The following is a 22906-nucleotide window of genomic DNA, read 5'->3' as shown; positions in this document are numbered from 1 at the left end:
GTCTTTAAATGGGAGATCTCATTCAATTCTTTCTCAATAATCCATACCTTCTTATTATCTTGATTGGTGTCGTGACATCTATGTTAGGCAGAAAGAAACAGTCGCAACAAAACAATCCTAACACTCCGCCGAAAAAGAGGTGGCAGGATGTCATGCAGGAGCTTCAAGGTGAGGTTCCCCAAAAGGAACAGCGGAAAACGTCTTTGCCGGCATCTGTCAAGAAAGTTGAAAAGCATATCGTTCAATCAGCTGAGATTGTCGATGAGACGAAAGCTCAAGCTGATAAAAGGATTGCGGAACTACGACGGCTACAGCAGAAATATGAACATGAGCGTGTGGAACAAAAAGCGAAAGCAGATCAAATTACCTCAGCCATATCTGATAATAGCAGCCCTGTTTATCATAAAGGTCCTTCCTTTACTAAAAAACAGTTGATTGACGGAATTATTATGTCTGAGGTACTCGGACCTCCACGGGCTAAGCGCAGTTTGCAAAGTTCAAGGAGATAATTCGGATGCCTGATGTATCAATGCGTTTTGATACACATGAAAAAATAGCATTTGCACCTTCATATTTTGGTGCTAGAACCCCCTTTCATTTCATACATTGAGATGAAAGGGGGTTCTTTTTTATGGCTCATAATTGGGGAAAAAAAGTGAAACAGCTTATGACCAAGACGATGGACCTTCCACAAGATGTCATGATGGACCTGCCGCGAATTACAATGATCGGACAATTACATATATATATTGAAAATCATCGTGGCTTATTAGCTTTTACTGACAGCGAAGTGAGATTAATGCTGAAGAATGGGCAGCTGCTAATAAAGGGGAATGGCTTTGTCATCAAGACCATATTGCCGGAGGAAATCATGTTAGAGGGCAAAATTGACAAGGTTTATTTTATCAATGAATGAAGCCGGGAGGTATCCATGAAAAACCAGTGGACAAACTATTATACAGGCTATGTAAAGGTGAAGGCGTATGGAAAAGGAACGGAAAGACTGATTAATATGTTGACAAGGAGAGGGCTTCATATCTGGGATGTGAAGCGTGTCGGCAGTGAATCCCTGATTTTTCACATGGATTTCAGGGAAATTTCAAAGTTACGTCAGGTCCTGCGCAAAAGCGATTGCAAAGTGAAATTTCTTCAAGGGAAGGGAATCCCGTTTCTCATGAAGCGGGTAATGAAGAACAGCGGATTCTTAGTAGGTTTAATTGCCTTCCTTATTTGCATTTTTGTGCTTTCCAATATGGTTTGGGGCATAGAAGTGAAGGATGCGAAACCAGAAACCGAACATGCTATCCGTAAAGAGTTGGACAGGATGGGTGTAAAAATCGGGAAAATGCAATTCCTAGTAGATGATGTGGATACGATTCAGCGAAAGCTTTCTGATCGCATAAGTGCCTTGACGTGGGTCGGCGTAGAGCTGAAAGGGACGACATACCATTTCCGTGTTGTTGAAAAACGTCAACCAAAGGAAATCGAGAAAACATCTCCACAAAATCTGGTGGCTTCAAAAAAAGCAATCATTACGGAAATTTTCGTAGAAAAAGGACAACCTAAAGTGAAGGTAAATGATTATGTAAGCAAAGGGCAACTTCTTGTTTCAGGACAGATTGGAAAAGAAGATAAACCTGAAATCGTTTCGGCACAAGGGAAAATAAGGGGACAAATATGGTACAAGGCCAGAGTGGAAGTCCCCTTAAAAACAAAGTTCTCCGTTTACAATGGAAATGAAAAAAGTAAACATTATGTAAAAGTAAGTGACTTATCTTTACCCATTTGGGGATTCAAAGATCCAGGATACAAAAAACAGGTAAAAGAGACAACAGACAGGCCGTTTCACTTTTTGCAATGGGAACTGCCTCTTTCCTATAAAGTCGAGACATTAAGGAGCAAGGATGATATTGTCCGGAGTTATACGAAGGATGAAGCTATAAGAGAAGGAAAGAAAATGGCGAGAGCGGATTTACGCAAGCACCTTGATGAAGATGATGAAATTGTAGGGGAAAAAATTTTACATGAAAGCATGGAGAATGGTAAAGTGAAATTATCTATACATTACCAAGTTATTGAAGATATAGCTGTAGGACAACCAATCATTCAAGGAGACTAGCGAATGGCAGATGAAGTGAAGGTTATTAAGTTGGAAATTGAATCACCTAACGAAGCGGTCGCCTTGTTAGGCAATGGAGATTCGAATGTAAAAGTGCTCGAAGACGAGCTAGGCATATCGGTCATCACCCGTGGGGAAGGTATCAGCCTTGCCGGGGAACTAGAACGGGTGAAGATGGGTGAGGAAATCCTCAAAGCATTATTGGCGGTCATCAGGAAGGGGACCACGATAAGTTCAAGGGATGTTCTCTATGCCATCGAATTGGCGCATAAGGGGACTTTGGAATATTTCGGAGATTTATATGAAGAAGAAATTGCTAAGACGGCTAAAGGTAAATCCATTAAAGTTAAAACGATCGGTCAACGATACTATATCCAGGCGATCAAAAAACTCGACTTAGTATTTGGAATCGGGCCAGCTGGGACAGGGAAAACCTATCTTGCTGTAGTGATGGCGATCAATGCTTTAAAAAATGGACAGGTCAAACGGATCATCTTGACCAGGCCTGCCGTGGAGGCTGGCGAAAGCTTGGGTTTCTTGCCGGGAGACTTAAAGGAAAAGGTGGATCCGTACTTACGCCCGCTATATGACGCCCTGCATGACCTCCTCGGGATGGAACAGACTCAAAGGATGATTGAACGTGGGACGATAGAAATCGCTCCCTTGGCCTATATGAGGGGACGTACGCTTGAGGATGCCTTTGTGATTTTGGATGAGGCCCAGAATACGACCGAAGCCCAAATGAAGATGTTTTTAACGAGGCTTGGGTTTGGTTCCAAAATGGTCATTACGGGAGACCGTACCCAAATCGACCTTCCTAAAGGGATGAAGTCAGGTTTGGTCCGGGTTGAGGAAATCCTCAAAAATGTCAAAGGTCTTTCCTTTGTTTACTTTGAACAGAGTGATGTAGTAAGGCACCCGCTTGTTGCCAAAATCATTACAGCATATGAACAGGCAAAGGAATAAGTGAAATCCGCCATTGAATGGCGGATTTTTTCATGGCGGTTAGTAGCCCCATTCGATTAAAGGGAGAATTTACGGTAATGTATGGGTGTTTCGTCATAACAATGGTGAAAAGTAAGGGGAAAACTGTTATGATTTTACATATCTAGAGTTTAACATCATTTTTTAGGAGGACCTTCTTTGAATCGAACCCAAAATTTTTTCACTAAAATAAAAGGCCTATTGGTCCATCGTTTTTTTCAAGTGCTTTTGTTTATCATACTTGGTTTGTTTGCATACGTGTTGATGCTGTCCAATGTAAAGCCTGAAAAAGTCCAAGTGGAACTTTTTAAGCCTGCAGAACAGACAATCCGATCCACCAAGACTATAGAAGATACATATAAGACTGCAAAAGAAAAAGAAGAGATGTCTAAACAGGTGGCAGATGTTTATACCTTAAAAAAAGAATATGCAAAAAATAAGGTCGATCTGATTTCTTCCATATTTGATTCAGCGATTGAGGTGAAAAAAGAAACAGATCCTAATAAAGGCAGTAAAAAAGATATCAACAAGACGGATGGTCAAAAGGTATCCATATTGAAAGAAAAATTGACGGAGGAAGTCAATAAAAGCATTGAGGAATCTGTTTTCCTTGCATTGGTACAAGCAGAGGAAGACGAGCTGGAAATTGCCAGGGACTCAACTATCACGGCTGTAAATAACGTGATGAGTGATAGAATTTCAGCCAATGATGTCGAGAATGCCAAGAAGAAAGTGGTAGATGAACTGAGTTATATGAGCATAAATAGTGATATGAAAAAGGTCTCTACATCACTCGCACGCTCTGCCATCATTCAGAATGTATTTTTTGATAAAGACAAAACGGAGGAACAACGTCGAAAAGCAGTTGAGAGCGTGGAGCCTATCAGGATCTTACAGGGGCAGATTATCGTTGAGGAAAATCAGTTAGTGGACCGAGATGTGTACAGGCAGCTTGAATTGGCTGGATTTTTAAGTACCGAGTCTACCATATATCCCTATGTGGGCCTTTTCCTATACATCCTTTTAACGTTTACGGCTTTTTATTACTTCTTTTACTATTCCATATCGAAGAGAGATAATAAGTACAATCACTTATTGATTTTCAGCTTAGTTTTCATTTTTGCCATGGCGACGATGAAAACGGTCAGCATCATTGCTGAACTTAAAGATACAAATTTGGAATATATTTTCCCGGCGGCCATGGCGGCCATGCTTATCAAGATATTATTAAATGATAAATTGGCTGTGGGAATGACAATTTTGTTAGGTTCTTATGGTACGATAATATTTAATGGCGATACGCCAGGGAATCTTGACTTCTCGATGGGGTTATATATCATCTTTAGCGGTTTGATGGCCATCATTATATTATCGCGCTCTAATTTTAAATCAAAAGTTCTGATAGCTGGGCTAATGATGTCATTCATTAATATCGCTTTTGTATATTCGCTTATTTTTATTATGGATGGACACTATACAAAAATAGAATATTTATACCATGCAGCCGCAGCGATTGGATCTGGGCTTGGATCAGCTGTATTAACGATGGGATTGCTTCCGTTTTTTGAATCTGGCTTTGGGATTTTATCGTCAATAAAGCTGATTGAACTGTCGAATCCAAATCATCCTCTCTTGAGGAAAATCTTGATTGAAGCGCCTGGAACTTATCATCATAGTGTAATGGTGGCCAATCTAGCGGAATCGGCATGTGAAGCCATTGGATCGAATGGTTTGCTTGCAAGGGTCGGTTCTTATTATCACGATATAGGCAAGACAAAGCGGCCACATTTCTTCATCGAGAATCAGCTGAATGAAGAAAATCCGCATGATAAGCTGCAGCCTGAAACGAGCAAGGACATTATCGTTGCACATGCCGTGGATGGCGGGGAGATGCTTCGCAGTCATAAGTTCCCGAAAGAAATTGTGGATATTGCGGAACAACATCATGGAACGACTTTATTGAAATTTTTCTATCACAAAGCGTGCAAGGAAGATGAAGCGACCCGTGAAGTGGATTACCGGTACCCAGGTCCAATGGCGAAAATGAAGGAAGTGGCCGTCATCGGCATTGCTGATAGTGTAGAGGCAGCAGTAAGGTCGATGAAACACCCTACACCCGAGAAGATTGAAGAACTGGTAAGTTTCATCATCAGTGACCGGATTCAAGACGGACAATTTGATGAATGTGACATTACTATGAGAGAATTGAGTATCGTAAAGCATTCTCTTTGTGAATCGCTGAATGGTATCTTCCACTCAAGGATTGAGTATCCTGACATGGATAAATTAGGACAGAAGGTGAAAAAATGATTTTAACAATGGATTTAATGGATGAAACGAATGAAGTAACGGAAAATGGTCAGCAGCTTGTTGAAAGCATTTTGCAATTTGCGGCGAAAAAAGAAAAAATCGAAGAGGGGACGGAACTCTCCGTCACTTTTGTAGACAATAAACGGATTCAAGAGATTAACAAAGAATATCGTAATAAGGATTCGGCTACGGATGTCATTTCTTTTGCACTGGAAGAAATGGGCGAGGAAGAAGTCGAAATTATTGGGGCGGAAATGCCTCGCATGCTTGGTGATATTATTATTTCAATTGAACGGACAAAAGAGCAGGCCGAGGAATATGGTCATTCTTTTGATCGTGAACTTGGCTTTTTAGCCTTACATGGTTTTCTTCATTTGTTAGGCTATGACCATATGACTGAGGAAGATGAAAAAGTGATGTTTTCTAGACAAAAGGAGATATTGGGAGAATATGGCCTCTCGAGAGAAGGATAAACCAAAATATCCACTCATTAAAAGCTTTTCATTTGCTTGCCAGGGGATTTTGGAAGCGTTGCGGACTGAACGGAACATTCAAATACATTTCGTGGTAATGCTAGTTGTCGTGTTCTTTGGCTGGCATTATTCGCTGGACGGGATCGAATGGTTGTTTATTTTGGCGGCAATTGCTGGTACGATTGCATTAGAGCTAGTGAATTCTGCAATTGAACGTGTTGTGGATTTGGTGACCGATCAAATCCATCCTCTTGCCAAACAGGCAAAAGATATTGCAGCGGGGGCTGTATTCATATATGCTATATTTTCTATAATAGTTGGACTGATCATTTTTTTACCGAAAATGGCTATTTTGTAAGTTTTTTTCATCCAATAGAGGAGGGATTGTAAAGTGAATACGAATGAATTGATATTAGAAGCTAAAAAAGCTAGGGAAAAGGCATATGTCCCTTATTCGAAGTTTAAAGTAGGGGCTGCATTGTTAACGGCCGATGGTAAGGTGTATCATGGATGTAATATCGAAAATGCAGCTTACAGCATGTGCAACTGTGCGGAAAGAACCGCATTATTCAGCGCCTATGCCCATAATGACAAACAGTTCAAGAAGCTTGCTGTGGTGGCGGATACTGACCGGCCGATTTCCCCTTGCGGAGCTTGCAGACAGGTTATTTCAGAACTATGTGAGCAAGATATGGTAGTCGTATTAACCAACTTGAAAGGCGACACCAAAGAATTAACAGTACAGGAATTGCTTCCAGGAGCTTTTTCACCGGAGGATTTGAATGAATAAATTAGTTAACGATACACAGGTAAAAGGATACAAATCAGGTTTCATCTCCATCATTGGCCGTCCAAATGTCGGCAAAAGTACTTTTTTGAACCGGGTAATCGGCCAGAAGATTGCCATCATGAGTGATAAGCCACAAACAACTAGGAACAAAGTGCAAGGCGTCCTTACGCAAAATGATTCTCAAATGATTTTCATTGATACACCGGGCATTCATAAACCAAAGCATAAGCTTGGAGACTTTATGATGAAGGTTGCAACAAATACCTTGAAAGAGGTCGATTTGATTTTGTTCATGATCAATGCCGAAGAAGGGTACGGCCGTGGTGATGAGTTTATCATCGAAAAGCTACAAAGCGTTAAAACACCGGTTTTCCTTGTAGTCAATAAGATTGACACGATGCACCCTGATGATTTGCTACCGATCATTGAAAAATATCAAAAGCTCTATCCATTTGCTGCGGTGGTGCCTATATCAGCTCTTGAAGGCAATAATGTCGATACATTGCTTGCTCAGATTAAGGAACATCTTCCTGAAGGTCCACAGTTTTACCCTGCCGATCAAGTGACAGACCATCCGGAACGTTTCATTATTTCTGAATTGGTTCGTGAAAAGGTCCTGCACTTGACTCGTGAAGAGATTCCGCATTCCGTGGCTGTGGTGATCGATTCAATCAAAAAAATGGATAACAGCGACACCATTAACGTTATGGCGACCATCATTGTTGAACGGGATTCACAAAAAGGCATCGTCATCGGTAAGCAAGGGAAAATGCTGAAAGAAGTCGGCAGTCGTGCGAGGATTGACATTGAGAACTTATTGGGCTCTAAAGTATTCCTTGAATTGTGGGTTAAAGTCCAAAAGGACTGGCGTAATAAAGCAAGCCAACTACGCGATTTTGGATTTGATGAGAAAGAATATTAATTAACAAATTTTACGCTTCATGAAAGTGTAGAAAGCGGTCAAGCTAATCTATAAGGACGGATATTCATCTTATTGCTAGTCACTTAGAAAGGTGGGCTTTATATGTTGGATTTTACCTGGGAGTTATTTAGTGAGACAGGTAATGTGGACACCTATTTGCTTTATAAGGAGATAGAAGTCGAAAGGCAGGAAAGACCATTAGTATCGAATGAAGAGCTAGCTGATATTGATTTTCCTGTATCTTAAGGATTAGCTTGTCAAGTATGGGTGGTGTCTTTTATGCTACAAAAATGCGAAGGCATTGTCATAAGACGGACTGCATATGGAGAAAACAATAAAATCATTACAATTTATACCCGTGAGCTAGGGAAAATAGGGGTTATGGCAAGAGGGGCGAGCAAGCCAAACAGCAGGCTTGCCGCCGTGACCCAGCTTTTTTGCTCCGGGTATTTCCTTGTTACTACATCGAGCGGCCTTGGAAGCCTCCAACAGGGTGAGATGGTCGACTCGCTGCGGTTTATCAGGGAGGACCTGTTTGCCACTGCCTATGCTTCCTATATCGTAGAATTACTCGATAAGAGTGTGGATGATAAGAAGGCAAATCCATATCTGTTTGAATTGCTTTCACAAACGTTGCATTACATAAATGAAGAATACGACGCAGAGGTTTTGAAATTCATTTTCGAAATGAAAATGCTTCCTGTCAATGGAATCAATCCGGTATTGAATCAATGTGCCGTTTGCGGGGAGACCGAGGGGGAGTTCGCTTTTTCCCTAAGGGAAGCCGGCTTTATTTGTCACCGCTGTTTGGATAAAGATCCCTATCATTATAAAATTTCATCTTCAGCTGTCAAACTCCTGAGGATTTTCTATTATTTCGATTTATCTAGGCTGGGGAACATATCTGTTAAACCGGAGACGAAAAAAGAATTGGCGAAAATCATTGATGCCTATTATGAAGAATATTCGGGGCTACATCTAAAGTCCAAAAAATTCTTAAAACAGATTGATTCGATGAAAGATTTGTTTTAAGTTTGAACTATTGACTTTCCTTGTTTGTTTGTATAAAATTTTAATCATTAAAATAAGAAGAATGCATTGATGGAAAAGAGTACCTGTCATTATCCATACAAGCGAACCCGGGATGGTGCAAGCCGGGATATGGAGATACAGGGAAGGGCGTTCCGGAGCATGATAGGTTTGAAAAGAGGCCGTTCAATGACGGCAATTAGGGTGGAACCGCGGGTAAACTCTCGTCCCTATGCATTACGCATAGGGACGGGAGTTTTTTGTTTGCCTAAGGAAATGAAAATCACCGGTAAAAGAGAGTTCCCGTCCCTGAAGTTAAGTAAGCCGTTTTAAATAATCTGGAGGTGTACGATGAATATTCAAAATATGATTTTAACTTTGCAAAAGCATTGGTCTGAACAGGGCTGTATTTTAATGAATGCTTATGATGTCGAAAAAGGTGCCGGAACGATGAGCCCTTATACTTTCTTAAGAGCAATTGGACCAGAGCCATGGAGCGTTGCATACGTGGAACCTTCACGTCGTCCTGCAGACGGTCGTTATGGAGAAAACCCTAACCGTCTTTACCAACATCACCAATTCCAAGTCATCATGAAGCCTTCTCCGGATAACATCCAGGAACTTTATCTGGACTCGTTACGGAAGCTGGGCATTGATCCGCTTGAGCATGACATTCGCTTTGTGGAGGATAATTGGGAAAACCCTTCCCTTGGTTGTGCGGGCCTTGGCTGGGAAGTATGGCTGGATGGGATGGAAATCACTCAGTTCACTTATTTCCAACAAGTAGGCGGACTTGAGTGCAAGCCTGTCTCCGTCGAAATTACATACGGAATTGAACGTCTGGCATCATACATCCAGGAAAAAGAGAATGTTTTTGAACTTGAATGGACAGACGGTTTTACAGTCCGCGATATCTTTGGGCAACCGGAATTCGAGCATTCGAAATATACATTTGAGACTTCCGACGTTGATATGCTGTTCCAACTTTTCACGATGTATGAAAAGGAAGCGCATCGTCAAATGGAGGAGGGCCTTGTGCATCCTGCCTATGACTATGTATTGAAATGTTCACATACCTTTAATCTTTTGGATGCGAGAGGTGCCATTTCAGTAACGGAAAGAACGGGTTATATTGCCCGTTGTCGTAACTTAGCGCGTAAGGTTGCAAAAACCTTCTATGAAGAGCGGGAAAAATTAGGCTTCCCGATCCTGAAAGTGAAAGGGGAAAATACAAATGAGCAAGCGTGATTTGTTATTGGAAATTGGATTGGAAGAGCTACCGGCTCGTTTTGTTACAGCCTCTATGAAACAGCTATCCGATAAAGTACAAAAATGGTTGACCCAAAAAGCGATTGAATTTGGCGAAGTTGAAGAGTTTTCAACACCAAGACGTTTGGCTATTTTGATAAAAGATGTAGCAGAGTCGCAGAAGGACATCGAAGAAGAGGCAAAAGGGCCGGCTAAGAAAATTGCGGTGGACAGCGAAGGGAACTGGTCAAAAGCGGCATTAGGTTTTGTAAGAGGCCAAGGCATGACTGCTGAAGATATATATTTTAAAGAACTTAAAGGCGTGGAGTATGTCCATGTGAATAAATTCATCAAAGGACAGCCGACTGGAAAGCTATTATCCGAACTACAGGACATCATAACTGGCATGACCTTCCCGAAAAATATGCGTTGGGCCAATCAAGAGCTTCGTTTTGTTCGTCCGATTAAATGGTTGATTGCCTTATTTGGTAAAGAAGTGGTTCCATTCACTATCGCGGACGTAGAAACGGGTCGAGAAACAAAAGGCCACCGGTTTTTAGGTGAAAGTGCAATCATTGATACTCCTGACCAATACGTAACTTCGTTAAACGAACAATTTGTCATGGCTAATCCTGAGAAACGCCGTCATGTCATTTTAGAGCAAATTAAAAATCTAGAACAAGAGAACGGGTGGATCATCCCGGTGGATGAAGACCTTCTGGAAGAAGTAAATAACTTGGTCGAATACCCAACCGTGCTATTTGGTCGTTTTGAAGAAGAATTCCTTGAACTTCCTTCACAGGTATTGATCACTTCGATGAAGGAGCACCAACGTTATTTCCCTGTAAAGGATCAAGAAGGAAAGTTGCTTCCTTTCTTCGTGACCGTTCGAAATGGGGATGACCGCCATTTGGATAAAGTATCAAAAGGGAACGAAAAGGTATTACGTGCCCGTTTATCCGATGCAGATTTCTTCTACAAGGAAGATCAGAAAAAAGAGATTGCTGACGCTTTGAAAAAGCTTGATAGCATCGTTTATCATGAGGAAATCGGTACACTAGCCGAAAAAACGGGTCGTGTAACAGAAGTGACTGGTGCATTGGTGGATGCATTAAATCTGAAAGTGGATAAGGATTTAGCGCTCCGTGCTGCCAAAATTGCCAAATTCGATCTTGTGAGTCATATGGTTTATGAGTTCCCTGAATTACAAGGGTATATGGGTGAAAAATATGCCTTACTAAAAGGTGAAGCGAAGGAAGTAGCCGCTGCAATCAATGAACACTATATGCCTCGTCATGCGGATGATGATGTACCGCCTTCTGAAATTGGGGCACTTGTTAGTGTAGCTGAAAAGATCGATACACTTGCATCATTCTTCGCTATTGGAGTGATTCCTACCGGTTCTCAGGATCCTTATGCATTAAGAAGGCAAGCAAGCGGAGTCGTTCAAATTCTAGCAGAGAAAAAATGGGATATCACATTAGAGGAACTAATCACTCTAGGTCTGAAAGGACTTGAAGCAAAAGGTCTATTGAAACGTGATCTGGAAGATGTAAAATCGGATATGCATACCTTCTTTAAAGCACGTGTGAAGCATTTACTCCAAGAACTACACATTCGTTATGATTTAATTGACGCTGTGTTGCATAATGAAATGGGCTATATCCATTCTGTAGTCGAACGGGCTCAAGTATTGGAAGCCAAAAAAGATGAAGCAGGATTTAAAGAAAGTCTTGAAGCGTTAAGCCGTGTCATGAATATCGCTGTGAAATGCGACAATAAGGTAACGGTGAACCCAGCTGCCTTTGAAAATGAACAGGAAAAAGCGATTTATGCGAAATTCGGAACTGTCGCTACTCAGTATGCTAAAACAAATGATGAGATGGAACATTTCGACATGCTTATTTCTCTTCAAAACGAAATCGAGGCATATTTCGAACATACAATGGTCATGGCGGACGATGAATCCGTACGTAATAATCGTCTATCGCTTATGAAAGAAGTCAGCGATTTAGTGTCAAGCTTTGCGGCCGTGAATAAAATAATCCTTTCATAATCCATTAATCGGAGCCCTTTTTGCTAAGGGTTTCCGATTAATAAACTAATAAAGAGATGAAAACTGCTTTTATCAAATGATATAGTATATAATTATTACATAAAGATCCTTTGTTACTTTACTCTGCGAAAAGCAGTGGGGTGGTGATTACAATTCAATTGAATAAGCGTCAGGAACAGATCTTACAAATTGTTAAAGAGAATGGACCGATTACTGGTGAGCATATTGCAGATAGATTGAACCTTACGAGAGCAACACTTCGTCCGGATTTGGCTATCCTAACGATGGCTGGCTTTCTGGATGCGCGTCCGCGTGTCGGGTATTTCTATACAGGCCGCTCAGGTACACAGCTCTTGACAGATAGCCTGAACCATCTGTATGTCCGGGACCATCAATCGATTCCCGTCGTTGTGGACGAGGGTATTTCAGTATACGATGCAATTGTCATGATGTTCTTGGAAGATGTCGGTACTATGTTTGTAGTGGATAAGCACGCTTTACTCGTAGGTGTACTGTCAAGGAAAGACTTGCTTCGTGCAAGTATTGGAAAGCAAGAACTTAATTCCATCCCTGTCAATATCATTATGACAAGGATGCCAAACATTACGATGTGTACCAAAGAAGATCTTTTGATCGATGTTGCAAAAAAATTGATCGAGAAACAAATTGATTCATTACCTGTCGTTAAAGATACAGAAAAAGGCTATGAGGTAATTGGAAGAGTGACGAAAACCAATATAACAAAAGCATTCGTAGCTTTAGCTGATGAAGGCTATTAGGGGGCTTGCAAAGGGAATGACGGAGAATATGAACGGTTCTATCATATATGTTGTATCGGATTCAGTAGGAGAAACAGCGGAATTAGTTACAAAAGCAGCAGCTAGCCAGTTTTCTAGTTCTGCTTTTACTATTAAACGGATTCCGTACATTGAAGATGAACAAAACGTGGATGAAGTAATTTCACTGGCTAAATTGGATGGGGCAATCATTGCTTACACCCTGGTAAAGCCAGCTATTAGAGACTACATGAAAGCACAGGTCAAAAAAGAAAACCTGTCTGCTTATGACATTTTAGGACCGCTCATGGATATCCTTCAAGAAAGAACGTCTAAAGGACCTCTTAATGAGCCGGGGCTTGTAAGAAAGCTTGATGATGATTATTTTAAACGTGTGGAAGCCATCGAATTTGCAGTGAAATATGATGACGGACGGGATCCTCGTGGGATTTTACGCGCGGATATCGTGTTGGTTGGTGTTTCTCGCACGTCCAAAACACCTTTGTCTCAATATTTAGCCCATAAACGTTATAAAGTCGCCAATGTACCTTTAGTGCCAGAGGTGGAGCCACCAGAAGAACTATTCCTAGTGCCGCCTGAAAAATGTATTGGGTTAAAGATCAGTCCCGAAAAGTTAAACCATATCCGTAAGGAAAGATTAAAGTCACTTGGACTTAATGATCATGCCATATATGCAAACGTGGAGCGTATCAAAGAAGAGTTGACATACTTTGATAAAATCATTTCGAGGCTGGACTGTCCAATCATTGATGTTACGAATAAAGCCGTCGAAGAAACAGCCAATTTAATTATGAATATCCTTCAAAATAAAAATCGGTGATAGATAGGTTTTTTATACTTCAAATGGAGATCGGTCAAAATGTGAGCTGGACACTTTTAGTGTTAGCTCACATTTTCATGCTTAAGGGTGATTGGAATGTAGATGTAAAATATAGAATATATTTACATAATTTTTCTTTTGTTAAAATATTCACAAGATAATTTTTGTGAAAATAAATTACTACATCTAAATGATAGCATCTTTTAATAAAATAGATTATAATAAAAAATTGTGAGAAAAAAGTAATCTTGAGGTTTAGACTTAATTATTAAGGAATAAACTAAAGATTATAAGAAGTCAAGGTTTTATCATAAAAAAATTCGACATATTCAGTATAATTGATACTGACTTGAGATAAGTTGGAATGATCACCTAAAGGGTAGGACATAAGCAAGGGAAATGAAATTTTTGCACATGTTTTTCATCATAGGTAGTTAGAAGTTTCATTATATCTCGATAAAGTTTAGGGGAGAAAAAGGATTATGCAGAATGATGTAGAATTAAAAGGTATGATAAATAAACCAATGATACATGTTGACGCCGATGCATGTCCGGTGAAAGATGAAATCCTTCAATGTGCAAGAAGATATGATATCGATGTCTGTTTTGTTGCATCATATAAAAATATGATGAACAATCCGGAAGGCAAATGGGTATACGTCGATGCAGATAAGGAAGCAGCAGATCTTCGTATAGTTAATTCAGTAAAAAAGGGTGATATTGTTGTTACTGCAGATATTGGATTAGCTGGTACCTTGCTACCTAAAAGCGTTTATGTTCTATCCCCAAGGGGAAAAGAATATACAAATGAGAATATTTCAATGCTTCTCGATATGCGTTATCAGTCAGCAAAACTTCGCAGGCAAGGTAAGCATACGAAAGGACCGAAAGCCTTTACAAAGGATGATCGAACAAATTTTATAAATAAACTTTTGAAAACTTTGTCGAACTTTGCAGGGAATCCGGATTCAATATCGAATTAAAAAACTATCACCAAAATTGCAAGGTGAAAAAATGACAAATGGTCGTATAGAAGATGAAAAGATAAATCAGATCAGAGAAGCAGTGGATATCGTCGACTTGATTGGAGAATATGTTCAGCTGAAGAAGCAAGGGCGGAATTATTTCGGTCTTTGTCCTTTTCATGGTGAAAACTCGCCATCATTTTCCGTTTCCACAGAGAAGCAGATCTTCCATTGTTTTGGTTGTGGAGCAGGCGGGAATATTTTTACCTTCTTAATGGATATAGAAGGTTATAATTTTGTGGAATCTGCAAAGGTCCTGGCCGAAAAAGGGAATGTGCCTTTAGAAGTTGAAATAAATAAGGATTCCAAACGGTCGAATATGCCGGCAGGGTCTCAACAGATGCTGGAAGCCCATGACTTGCTTCGAAAGTTTTACAATCATCTTCTCGTAAATACAAAGGAAGGCCAGGAAGCTCTCGAGTATCTCCTCGCGAGAGGATTTACCGAAGAAACGATTGAAAAGTTCCAAATCGGATATTCATTGGATTCATGGGACTTTGTTTCCAAGTTTCTTTTAAAAAGAGGCTTTCCACCCGAGTTTATGGAACAGGCTGGGCTTATTATTTACAGGGAAAAAGATGAGTCATACTTTGACCGTTTCAGAAATAGAGTCATGTTTCCAATTATGGATCATCAAGGGAATACGATTGCGTTTTCGGGTAGAGCAATGGGGGACGATGAGCCCAAATATTTGAACAGCCCCGAAACACCGATCTTTAATAAAAGTAAAACTTTATATAATTTCCACCATGCAAGGCCACACATTCGCAAGAAAGAACAAGTCGTGATTTTCGAGGGCTTTGCCGACTGTATTTCAGCAGTCCGTGCTGGAGTAGAGAATTCGGTTGCTACGATGGGAACCGCTCTAACCGACCAGCACATCCAGCTTTTAAAAAGGAATACGGACCAGGTTTTAATCTGTTACGATTCAGATTCCGCAGGTTTGAACGCAGCCAACCGTGCGGTTAATATGTTACAGGAAACAGACTTTACCGTTAAGGTAGCGCTTATGCCTGATAATATGGACCCCGATGACTACATAAAGGAATTCGGTGAGAAAAGCTTTGTTTCTGAAGTAATAGGGGCCAGTCTAACCTACATGGCATTCAAAATGCATTATTTACGTCGAGGAAAAAACGTGAATAATGAAGGAGATCGAATTCAGTATATCGAAGAAGTCCTTAAAGAAATTTCGCGTTTGCCAAGTGCAGTGGAGAGGGATCATTATCTTCGACAGCTATCCTCTGAATTCACGCTCTCATTGGATGCGCTAGAACAGCAACAGCGACAGGTGTTTTTTGCAGAGCGTAAAAAGGGCTCTCTGCCTCAGCCTGCTGCTCAAAAGAAAATGACCCTGCAATATGAGCATAAATTAAAACCTGCCCATCACAATGCTGAGATTAAGTTGATTGCCCATATGCTTAAAAGCAGGGAAATGACCTACAAGATCCAACAGCTACTTGGACAAACAGTCTTTCATGTAGATGAACATCAGGCCATCATCACCTATTTATATGCTTTCTATGAAGATGGTCACGAACCTGATCCAAGCTTTTTCCTTACTTATTTACCGGATCCAAACTTGAGAAGGATCGTTTCGGAAATAGAAATGATGTCAGTGAATGAGGAAGTTTCCGATAAAGAACTGACTGATTGTATAAATCAAGTGTTGAAATATGAAAAGATGTTAAAGATAAAAGAAAAACAGGCTGAAGAAAAAGATGCAGTGAGACGTAGTGATTATGTTGCTGCCGCAAAAATTGCGATGGAAATCATTAAGTTGCGAAAAATGTTGTAAGTTGTTTAGGTGTAAGTCCTGGAAGGAGGGGAACTAATGGCTGAAAAACCAGCACGTTCCAAACAAGTTGATAATGAATTTAGCCTTGAACAGGTTAAAGAAAAATTAATAGAGCTAGGTAAAAAACGAGGCTCTTTGACCTTAGAAAAAATCGCCGAAAAAATTGGCGGTTTCGAATTAGATTCCGATCAAATGGATGAGTTCTATGAGGTGCTAGCTGAAAATGGAATCGAAATTCTCACGGATGGTGAGGAAGAAGACGATGAAGATGATCCAGATTCCAAGAAACTTGCAAAAGAAGAGGAATTTGACTTAAATGATTTAAGTGTTCCCCCTGGCGTTAAGATCAATGACCCTGTCCGTATGTATCTAAAAGAAATTGGTCGGGTTGACCTTCTTTCGGCAGAAGAGGAAATCTCTCTGGCGATGCGAATCGAAGAAGGGGACGAAGAGGCGAAGCGTCGTCTAGCTGAAGCCAATCTCCGTCTGGTAGTCAGTATAGCCAAGCGTTATGTAGGTCGTGGTATGCTTTTCCTTGATTTGATTCAAGAAGGGAATATGGGACTTATCAAGGCTGTAGAGAAATTCGATTACCGTAAAGGATACAAGTTCAGTACGTATGCAACTTGGTGGATTCGTCAGGCCATTACTCGTGCCATTGCCGACCAAGCAAGAACAATCCGTATCCCGGTGCATATGGTAGAGACGATCAATAAATTGATCAGGGTTCAAAGGCAGCTTCTTCAAGATCTTGGACGTGAACCTTCTCCAGAGGAAATTGCAGAAGATATGGATTTAACTCCGGAAAAAGTTCGTGAAATCTTGAAAATTGCTCAAGAGCCTGTTTCCCTGGAAACGCCAATAGGTGAAGAGGATGATTCCCACTTAGGTGATTTCATTGAAGACCAAGATGCGACCTCTCCATCTGAGCATGCAGCATATGAACTGTTGAAAGAACAGCTTGAAGATGTGTTGGACACACTGACAGATCGTGAAGAAAATGTCCTGCGCCTTCGTTTTGGCCTGGATGACGGCCGTACACGCACTCTAGAAGAGGTTGGTAAAGTGTTTGGCGTTACCCGTGAGCGTATTCGTCAGATTGAAGCTAAAGCACTGCGGAAGCTAAGACATCCAAGCCGTAGTAAACGCTTGAAAGATTTCTTAGAATAGAATAATGCCCTATACAGAGCCCTCTTTGAATGCCCAGCGTTCGGGAGCGGCTCTTTTTTTAACTATTGACGAAGAATATTTCCTTAAAGGGAATTGACCCTATATACCTGGGAAAGTACTCATCAATTTAGCGCTATAAAGAACAGAACGACATGAGGATGTGTATTCATGGATGAAACAAGAAAGAAAATCATCATTCAAGAAATTAACTCCTGGAAGGAAAGTCGTATGCTTCCGGAACAATATTGCAATTATTTATTAGCATTGTATAGTCAAGGAGAATCCCAACCGGCGCACTCCGTGAAAAACAAAAAAGAAAAGAAAGAGCTATTTAGTGGACTGGCAATGGGTACTCTTTTTCTTATTGTTGTATTTTTGAATTATTTTACTGAAATATCCATCATAATGCAAATGGTCGTGACAACTTTCTCAATCATCGCTTTTCTTTTTTTAATTCGTCGTTTCGCTCATAAGAACATCCTTTTACAATTGTCATTAATAGGATTGTCGTTGGTAGTGTTGATGGAAACGGTGCAAGTCAGTGAGTTAATTGCTCCAGGAAAGAGAAGTATCCTATACATCTGTTTATTTTTTAATTGTGGGCTTTGGATATGGATTGGCAGAAAGAACAAGATGCTCTACTTTTCTATTGCGGGATTTCTGGGATTAGTTGTAATCGCTTATTTTTTATTGATATAATTAATTCAGAAAACTTGTTTGGTTTTACTTAATTGGGGTATTATGGGAATTGTATAATGAAATTCGAAATAGTTCGAAATTATACATAAGTTTTTGACGAAATTAAGAAAAAAGATAATATATTCTATTTTTGGCTTTTACTTGAAACTCTTTTCGAGTAAAATAATATATAGCAATTTGTATATAATATTAAATATGGTAAGTTTAGGTTTTACATAGGGGAGGAAATACTATGAATCGCAATCCAGTTATGCCTTTTATTATTATTATGGTTTTTGGTATTGGGCTTATGTTTTTACTTTCTTTCAAAGGCTTAGGCGATGCCAAGGACCTTGCTAAAGAAAAAGAAGGCGGCGCAAAGACTGAGGAAAAAGAAACTGCCTCATCTTCACCTGAAGACATTTACAAACAGAATTGCATCTCATGTCATGGTGATGCCTATCAAGGTGGTGTCGGTCCGGCCCTGAAGGGTGTCGCTGACCGCCTTTCGGAAGATGAAGTTAAAAATGTTATTGCCAATGGTCGAGGAGCTATGCCTCCAGGTTTAGTTGAAGAATCGAAACTAGATGCGATGGCCAAGTATATTCACGGGTTAAAATAGTCATGAAGCTGATCCAAAGCGTATCATTCGTTTTGGATCAGCTTTTTTTTATTCCGTATTTTCTTTTTTCTATGATGGAAGTGGCTTTTCCCCCTCGTTCTGTAATTTTTCCTTGGAACTTGTTATAATCTAATGGGAAACTAACATTGTAAAATATGAATTTGAAATAAGAGAGTTGATACTATAATGAATCATGAGAAATTATCAAAGAGATTAGAAAGTGTTGCATTACATATACCAAAAGGAAGCATTCTAGCGGATATCGGATCCGATCACGCTTATCTGCCTTGTTATGCGGTAACAAATGGTTACTGCGACCATGCCATAGCCGGTGAGGTAGTGGAGGGTCCTTATCAGTCCGCTCTTAAACAAGTGAAGTCGACTGGATTATCTGAAGCCATAGAAGTCCGTAAAGGTGATGGGCTAGAGGTATTGAAAACGGATGAAGCTACTTGCATTACCATTGCAGGTATGGGCGGGACATTGATCTCAAGTATATTGGAAAAAGGAAAAGAAAAGTTGGGGAAGGCAGAGAGACTGATTCTTCAACCCAATGTAGGCGCAGTCAACGTGCGTAACTGGCTAATCGATAACGGTTGGGAATTAATCGATGAGGATATTCTGGAGGAAGACGGAAAAATCTATGAAATACTGATTGCTGAAAAAGGTAATCCCCTTCAACCTTATCATGAAAATAAGCAAGTTGGTCTAATGTTCGGTCCGTTTTTACGCAAGAAATTCAGTGAAACCTTCATAAAGAAATGGCAACATGAGAAGAATCATTTAGAAAGAATTATTGAACAATTGGATTCAAGTGGCCGAAGTGGTTTAGAAGCGAAGCGGCAGGAATTAGAAATACAGGTTGATCTCATCGAGGAGGTGCTTAAAGGGTGAAAACGGCTAATGGTATGCAGATAATCGAATTATTCGAGCAATTCTCCCCGAAACGATACGCTATGGAGGGAGATCCGATTGGGCTCCATGTCGGTCATTTGAATAAGCCAGTTTCGAAAGTGATGATTGCACTGGATGTCCTGGAAGAAGTTGTGGATGAAGCGATTGAAAAGGGTGTCGAGCTGATTATTGCTCATCACCCCTTGATTTATCGGCCATTGAAGAAAATTGATACAACAAATGCTAGTGGTCGAATCATCGAAAAACTAATCAAGCACGATATTGCCGTATATGCCGCACACACCAACTTGGATGTTGCCAAAGGTGGAGTGAACGATCTACTTGCCGACGCACTGCAACTACAAAATACAGAGGTCCTCGTCCCCACCCATGAAATTCCTCTAATGAAATTGGTTGTGTATGTACCCAAAGAAGACGAAGAAAAGTTAAGGGAAGCCTTGGGCAAGGCAGGAGCTGGTTCGCTAGGGAATTATAGCTACTGTTCGTTTACGGCTGAGGGTACAGGACGCTTCTTACCAGGGGAAGGAAGTAAGCCGTCAATCGGTTCACAAGGAAAGATTGAAAGTGTTTCGGAAGTGCGAATCGAAAGCATATTCCCTAAAACTATTGAAAAGGCCTTACTTTCCGCGATGATTAAAGCCCACCCGTATGAAGAAGTGGCTTACGATATTTATAAGTTGGAGAACAAAGGCGAATCTTTGGGATTAGGGAAAATTGGGGTGCTCGCAGAAGAAATGTCCCTCGAACAATTTGCAGAGCATGTGAAAAAGACCCTGGAAGTGGATAAGGTCCGTGTGGTTGGAGACCTGAACAGTACAATAAAAAAAGTCGCAGTCCTTGGTGGAGATGGAAATAAATACTTCACGACCGCTAAATTCAAGGGTGCCGATGCGTATGTAACAGGTGATATGTATTATCATACGGCTCACGATGCCATGGCAATCGGTTTGAATATCGTGGATCCGGGTCATAATGTCGAGAAAGTGATGAAAAAAGGTGTAGCAAGAACTTTGGAAAAGATGTGCCATGATAAAAACTTGAATGTCGAATTCATATCTTCTGAAATCAATACAGACCCTTTTAGATTTATTTAAAAGGACAAAAAAAAGGCAGCCTCGGTGGCTGCTTTTTTTTACGATTTTTTCACTTTGATTTTAGGTAAGATTTTATGCAGTGGTGTTTTCTTTACCGTATTCCAAGTCGATTCTTCATTAGGATCATATTGTTCCAGGAATGTTATGACCTCTTTAGTGATCGGAGTTGGCGTGGACGCTCCGGAAGTGACAGCCACTGTTTTTGCGTCTTTTAGCCACTCGAGGTTCAGCTCGGAAATATCGGCAATGCGATACGCTGTAGTGCTTGCAATTTCTTCGGATACTTGTGCAAGTCGATTGGAGTTATTACTTTTTGGATCACCGACAACGATTAAAACATCAGCTTCTCCAGCTTGTTGGGCCACAGCCTCTTGACGTACCTGTGTGGCTAAACAGATTTCTTTATGGACTTCAGAATGTGGGAACTTCTCTTTCACTTTCTCCATAATATCCACGACATCCCATTGGCTCATTGTCGTTTGATTGGTGACGATGATTTTTTCGCTATTTAACGACAAGGCTTCGACATCGTCGGCATTTTGTACAAGGTGAACGACATCAGGAGCTACACCAACGGCTCCCTCAGGTTCAGGATGACCTTTTTTGCCGATATAGATGATTTGATACCCTTCCGCTTCTTTTTCCCTAATCAAGTCATGTGTAGCGGTAACATCCGGACAAGTGGCATCAAGTGTGACAAGGCCTTTTTCCTTCGCAATCTTTCGGATTTCAGGGGAAACACCGTGAGCCGTAAAGATGACAGTACCCTTTTCCACTTGATTGATGATTTCATTTCGGTTGCTGCCGTCGAGCGTTATGATTCCTTCTTCTTCAAAAGCATCGGTAACATGCTTGTTATGAACGATCATTCCTAAGATGTAAATAGGACGTGGCAAGGTTTTATCTAAAGCCGCATTCCGGGCAATGACCATGGCATCCACTACGCCATAGCAATAGCCGCGCGGGGAGATTTTATTTACTTTCATCTATGTGTCCTCCTTCAAAGGCAAGAAACTTACGTTTATACCTTTCTATTATATAAGACCATAGATGATTTTACAAAATATCATATTTCATGAATGTTGCCATGGATTGAATTATTTATGATTTAAATATAAAGCTTAGGTCCAGAGCTTCTATTTCTTGTCTTTTTTGGGGGGACTTCGGTTGCCGGTTCAACAGCGATATCGGATTCGCGTTTATCGTTATTGATAGGAGGGTCCTGAATTACTGTATTAGTGTTTACTTGGTTTGGATTGTTTTCCTCTGCCGGTCTTTCTACGTCTTCGCTTGATGATATACTGCGGAACACCTTCCACATCGAGGGCAAGTTTTTGATTACGGGACCATATTGTTGCACCATTGGAGTGAATTGTTCGGCAGCTTGAAGAACCTTTTGCGTGTTATTGAGCATATTGTTGATTGAATCGGGTTTAGTCAAATTATCCAGTATTCCGCCTCCACTACTTCTTGAAGAACTATTTGTAGTGGAGGTGGCTGGTGCGAATAAGTTAGGTGGGGCGGCATTTTGTTTGGATTTACCTAGCATCCTGGATAATAGTCCTTCTTTCTTCGGAGGTATCTGATCGTTTCTTTGCTGTTGATTGAATGGACTCCGAAAAGCTTGTGGTCCCTGAAAGCCTTGTGGTCTTCCTTGACCCATTCTCATTGGCTGTGAAAAGTTGTTGTTTGGCTGCTGTGACCCAAAAAATGGTCCTGGTGGTTGCATCCTTCGTCCATTAGGTTGTTGGAAACCAGGACCAGGGGGGCGATTTCTATCTGGAAACATAGGTTTCACCTCCTTACGATTATATGCTGATGTGTTCCTCTATATAAATTATGCAACAGGGCAGAAAAGGTTTGAGGAAAGAAGAAATGGTATGTTGTGAAGTGGCCGGAAAGAAGGTAAGATGGTAACGGTAGTCTTTTTGCTCCATGTCTGCGGGGGATACGCTATGACCAGGACAGGTGCTTTTCTTTTGCAAGAGTCCATTGAGAGAACTGACCAGGCGCTTGCGCTTTTTGTATAATCCAGCTCCAGCGCCTAGCTCGCTGT

Annotated in this window: 25 protein-coding genes and 1 other annotated feature; of the genes, 22 read left to right on the top strand and 3 right to left on the bottom strand. The window is 40.7% G+C overall.

Annotated features, from left to right (window positions below):
- Positions 1–8: 8 nt before the first annotated feature.
- The 22 genes from ACIQXN_RS10555 (at position 9) to ACIQXN_RS10450 (ending at position 20850) form a co-directional block, all read left to right on the top strand.
- Complete coding sequence (locus ACIQXN_RS10555) at positions 9–509, top strand: hypothetical protein (protein ID WP_402965986.1); 501 nt, start codon at positions 9–11, stop codon at positions 507–509.
- 122 nt (positions 510–631) lie between these two features.
- Positions 632–916, top strand: a complete 285-nt coding sequence (gene yqfC / locus ACIQXN_RS10550) for a sporulation protein YqfC (RefSeq protein ID WP_402965983.1) — start codon at positions 632–634, stop codon at positions 914–916.
- A gap of 15 nt (positions 917–931) precedes the next feature.
- Positions 932–2119 (top strand): sporulation protein YqfD, encoded by a 1188-nt coding sequence (gene yqfD / locus ACIQXN_RS10545; RefSeq protein WP_402965980.1) that lies wholly within the window; start codon positions 932–934, stop codon positions 2117–2119.
- Between the two features lie 3 nt (positions 2120–2122).
- Positions 2123–3085 (top strand): PhoH family protein, encoded by a 963-nt coding sequence (locus ACIQXN_RS10540; RefSeq protein WP_402965977.1) that lies wholly within the window; start codon positions 2123–2125, stop codon positions 3083–3085.
- 177 nt (positions 3086–3262) lie between these two features.
- Positions 3263–5413 (top strand): HD family phosphohydrolase, encoded by a 2151-nt coding sequence (locus tag ACIQXN_RS10535; RefSeq protein ID WP_402965974.1) that lies wholly within the window; start codon positions 3263–3265, stop codon positions 5411–5413.
- Complete coding sequence (gene ybeY / locus ACIQXN_RS10530; RefSeq protein WP_402965971.1) at positions 5410–5886, top strand: rRNA maturation RNase YbeY; 477 nt, start codon at positions 5410–5412, stop codon at positions 5884–5886. The genes ACIQXN_RS10535 and ybeY overlap by 4 nt, the downstream gene beginning before the upstream one ends.
- Positions 5864–6244: a diacylglycerol kinase family protein gene (locus ACIQXN_RS10525; RefSeq protein ID WP_402965968.1), complete on the top strand. Its 381-nt coding sequence runs from the start codon at positions 5864–5866 to the stop codon at positions 6242–6244. The genes ybeY and ACIQXN_RS10525 overlap by 23 nt, the downstream gene beginning before the upstream one ends.
- 33 nt (positions 6245–6277) lie before the next feature.
- The gene (locus ACIQXN_RS10520) at positions 6278–6676 is read left to right on the top strand and encodes a cytidine deaminase (RefSeq protein ID WP_402965965.1); all 399 of its coding nucleotides are present in this window, start codon (positions 6278–6280) and stop codon (positions 6674–6676) included.
- The gene (gene era, locus ACIQXN_RS10515) at positions 6669–7598 is read left to right on the top strand and encodes a GTPase Era (RefSeq protein ID WP_402965962.1); all 930 of its coding nucleotides are present in this window, start codon (positions 6669–6671) and stop codon (positions 7596–7598) included. The genes ACIQXN_RS10520 and era overlap by 8 nt, the downstream gene beginning before the upstream one ends.
- A 102-nt stretch (positions 7599–7700) precedes the next feature.
- A complete protein-coding gene (locus ACIQXN_RS10510; RefSeq protein WP_402869576.1) occupies positions 7701–7844 on the top strand; it encodes a YqzL family protein in 144 nt (47 codons plus the stop codon).
- A 33-nt stretch (positions 7845–7877) separates the two neighbouring features.
- Positions 7878–8630, top strand: coding sequence for a DNA repair protein RecO (gene recO / locus ACIQXN_RS10505; RefSeq protein ID WP_402965959.1), 753 nt, complete (start codon positions 7878–7880; stop codon positions 8628–8630).
- 57 nt (positions 8631–8687) lie between these two features.
- Positions 8688–8862, top strand: a binding site (T-box leader).
- A 116-nt stretch (positions 8863–8978) separates the two neighbouring features.
- Positions 8979–9875 (top strand): glycine--tRNA ligase subunit alpha, encoded by an 897-nt coding sequence (glyQ, locus tag ACIQXN_RS10500; protein ID WP_402965956.1) that lies wholly within the window; start codon positions 8979–8981, stop codon positions 9873–9875.
- Complete coding sequence (glyS, locus tag ACIQXN_RS10495) at positions 9862–11931, top strand: glycine--tRNA ligase subunit beta (protein WP_402965954.1); 2070 nt, start codon at positions 9862–9864, stop codon at positions 11929–11931. The genes glyQ and glyS overlap by 14 nt, the downstream gene beginning before the upstream one ends.
- Positions 11932–12071: 140 nt before the next feature.
- Positions 12072–12710 (top strand): transcriptional regulator CcpN, encoded by a 639-nt coding sequence (gene ccpN / locus ACIQXN_RS10490; RefSeq protein ID WP_402965951.1) that lies wholly within the window; start codon positions 12072–12074, stop codon positions 12708–12710.
- A 16-nt stretch (positions 12711–12726) separates the two neighbouring features.
- Positions 12727–13548, top strand: a complete 822-nt coding sequence (locus tag ACIQXN_RS10485) for a pyruvate, water dikinase regulatory protein (protein WP_402965948.1) — start codon at positions 12727–12729, stop codon at positions 13546–13548.
- 482 nt (positions 13549–14030) lie between these two features.
- Positions 14031–14531: a YaiI/YqxD family protein gene (locus ACIQXN_RS10480; protein ID WP_402965945.1), complete on the top strand. Its 501-nt coding sequence runs from the start codon at positions 14031–14033 to the stop codon at positions 14529–14531.
- 31 nt (positions 14532–14562) lie between these two features.
- Positions 14563–16371, top strand: coding sequence for a DNA primase (gene dnaG / locus ACIQXN_RS10475; RefSeq protein WP_402965942.1), 1809 nt, complete (start codon positions 14563–14565; stop codon positions 16369–16371).
- A 36-nt stretch (positions 16372–16407) separates the two neighbouring features.
- On the top strand, positions 16408–17541 hold the full coding sequence (rpoD, locus tag ACIQXN_RS10470) for an RNA polymerase sigma factor RpoD (RefSeq protein ID WP_402965939.1): 1134 nt from the start codon (positions 16408–16410) through the stop codon (positions 17539–17541).
- Between the two features lie 168 nt (positions 17542–17709).
- A complete protein-coding gene (locus ACIQXN_RS10465) occupies positions 17710–18240 on the top strand; it encodes a hypothetical protein (protein ID WP_402965936.1) in 531 nt (176 codons plus the stop codon).
- Positions 18241–18472: 232 nt separating this feature from the next.
- A complete protein-coding gene (gene cccA, locus ACIQXN_RS10460; protein ID WP_402965933.1) occupies positions 18473–18841 on the top strand; it encodes a cytochrome c550 in 369 nt (122 codons plus the stop codon).
- 186 nt (positions 18842–19027) lie between these two features.
- Positions 19028–19735, top strand: coding sequence for a tRNA (adenine(22)-N(1))-methyltransferase (locus tag ACIQXN_RS10455; protein WP_402965930.1), 708 nt, complete (start codon positions 19028–19030; stop codon positions 19733–19735).
- Entirely contained in the window at positions 19732–20850 is a 1119-nt protein-coding gene (locus ACIQXN_RS10450; protein WP_402965927.1) for a Nif3-like dinuclear metal center hexameric protein, read from the top strand. The genes ACIQXN_RS10455 and ACIQXN_RS10450 overlap by 4 nt, the downstream gene beginning before the upstream one ends.
- A 38-nt stretch (positions 20851–20888) precedes the next feature.
- On the opposite strand, the gene ACIQXN_RS10445 is transcribed toward ACIQXN_RS10450, so the two are convergent.
- From ACIQXN_RS10445 to ACIQXN_RS10435, 3 genes are all read right to left on the bottom strand, one after another.
- Positions 20889–21836 carry a 4-hydroxy-3-methylbut-2-enyl diphosphate reductase gene (locus tag ACIQXN_RS10445; protein WP_402965924.1) on the bottom strand — a complete coding sequence of 316 codons (948 nt, stop codon included), beginning with the start codon at positions 21834–21836 and terminating at the stop codon, positions 20889–20891.
- Between the two features lie 122 nt (positions 21837–21958).
- Complete coding sequence (gene vrrA, locus ACIQXN_RS10440) at positions 21959–22639, bottom strand: VrrA/YqfQ family protein (protein ID WP_402965921.1); 681 nt, start codon at positions 22637–22639, stop codon at positions 21959–21961.
- Positions 22640–22658: 19 nt separating this feature from the next.
- A partial coding sequence (locus ACIQXN_RS10435; protein WP_402965918.1) for a hypothetical protein occupies positions 22659–22906 on the bottom strand: 248 nt, incomplete at its 5' end.

The sequence above is a fragment of the Peribacillus sp. NPDC097295 genome (assembly GCF_044761665.1).
GTDB lineage: Bacteria > Bacillota > Bacilli > Bacillales > DSM-1321 > Peribacillus.
The sequence above is the reverse complement of the archived record's forward strand: the minus strand, read 5'-3'. Positions and strand labels throughout refer to the sequence as shown.

Bases quoted from the DNA above. Each gene is read 5' to 3' on its own strand.
- ACIQXN_RS10525 (WP_402965968.1), top strand. From the start codon at position 5,864: ATGGCCTCTCGAGAGAAGGATAAACCAAAATATCCACTCATTAAAAGC.
- ACIQXN_RS10510 (WP_402869576.1), top strand. From the start codon at position 7,701: ATGTTGGATTTTACCTGGGAGTTATTTAGTGAGACAGGTAATGTGGAC.
- ACIQXN_RS10455 (WP_402965930.1), top strand. From the start codon at position 19,028: ATGAATCATGAGAAATTATCAAAGAGATTAGAAAGTGTTGCATTACAT.
- era (WP_402965962.1), top strand. From the start codon at position 6,669: ATGAATAAATTAGTTAACGATACACAGGTAAAAGGATACAAATCAGGT.
- ACIQXN_RS10445 (WP_402965924.1), bottom strand. From the start codon at position 21,836: ATGAAAGTAAATAAAATCTCCCCGCGCGGCTATTGCTATGGCGTAGTG.
- dnaG (WP_402965942.1), top strand. From the start codon at position 14,563: ATGACAAATGGTCGTATAGAAGATGAAAAGATAAATCAGATCAGAGAA.
- yqfC (WP_402965983.1), top strand. From the start codon at position 632: ATGGCTCATAATTGGGGAAAAAAAGTGAAACAGCTTATGACCAAGACG.
- cccA (WP_402965933.1), top strand. From the start codon at position 18,473: ATGAATCGCAATCCAGTTATGCCTTTTATTATTATTATGGTTTTTGGT.
- ACIQXN_RS10555 (WP_402965986.1), top strand. From the start codon at position 9: ATGGGAGATCTCATTCAATTCTTTCTCAATAATCCATACCTTCTTATT.
- vrrA (WP_402965921.1), bottom strand. From the start codon at position 22,639: ATGTTTCCAGATAGAAATCGCCCCCCTGGTCCTGGTTTCCAACAACCT.
- ACIQXN_RS10480 (WP_402965945.1), top strand. From the start codon at position 14,031: ATGCAGAATGATGTAGAATTAAAAGGTATGATAAATAAACCAATGATA.
- ybeY (WP_402965971.1), top strand. From the start codon at position 5,410: ATGATTTTAACAATGGATTTAATGGATGAAACGAATGAAGTAACGGAA.
- glyS (WP_402965954.1), top strand. From the start codon at position 9,862: ATGAGCAAGCGTGATTTGTTATTGGAAATTGGATTGGAAGAGCTACCG.
- recO (WP_402965959.1), top strand. From the start codon at position 7,878: ATGCTACAAAAATGCGAAGGCATTGTCATAAGACGGACTGCATATGGA.
- yqfD (WP_402965980.1), top strand. From the start codon at position 932: ATGAAAAACCAGTGGACAAACTATTATACAGGCTATGTAAAGGTGAAG.
- ACIQXN_RS10485 (WP_402965948.1), top strand. From the start codon at position 12,727: ATGACGGAGAATATGAACGGTTCTATCATATATGTTGTATCGGATTCA.
- glyQ (WP_402965956.1), top strand. From the start codon at position 8,979: ATGAATATTCAAAATATGATTTTAACTTTGCAAAAGCATTGGTCTGAA.
- ACIQXN_RS10465 (WP_402965936.1), top strand. From the start codon at position 17,710: ATGGATGAAACAAGAAAGAAAATCATCATTCAAGAAATTAACTCCTGG.
- rpoD (WP_402965939.1), top strand. From the start codon at position 16,408: ATGGCTGAAAAACCAGCACGTTCCAAACAAGTTGATAATGAATTTAGC.
- ACIQXN_RS10540 (WP_402965977.1), top strand. From the start codon at position 2,123: ATGGCAGATGAAGTGAAGGTTATTAAGTTGGAAATTGAATCACCTAAC.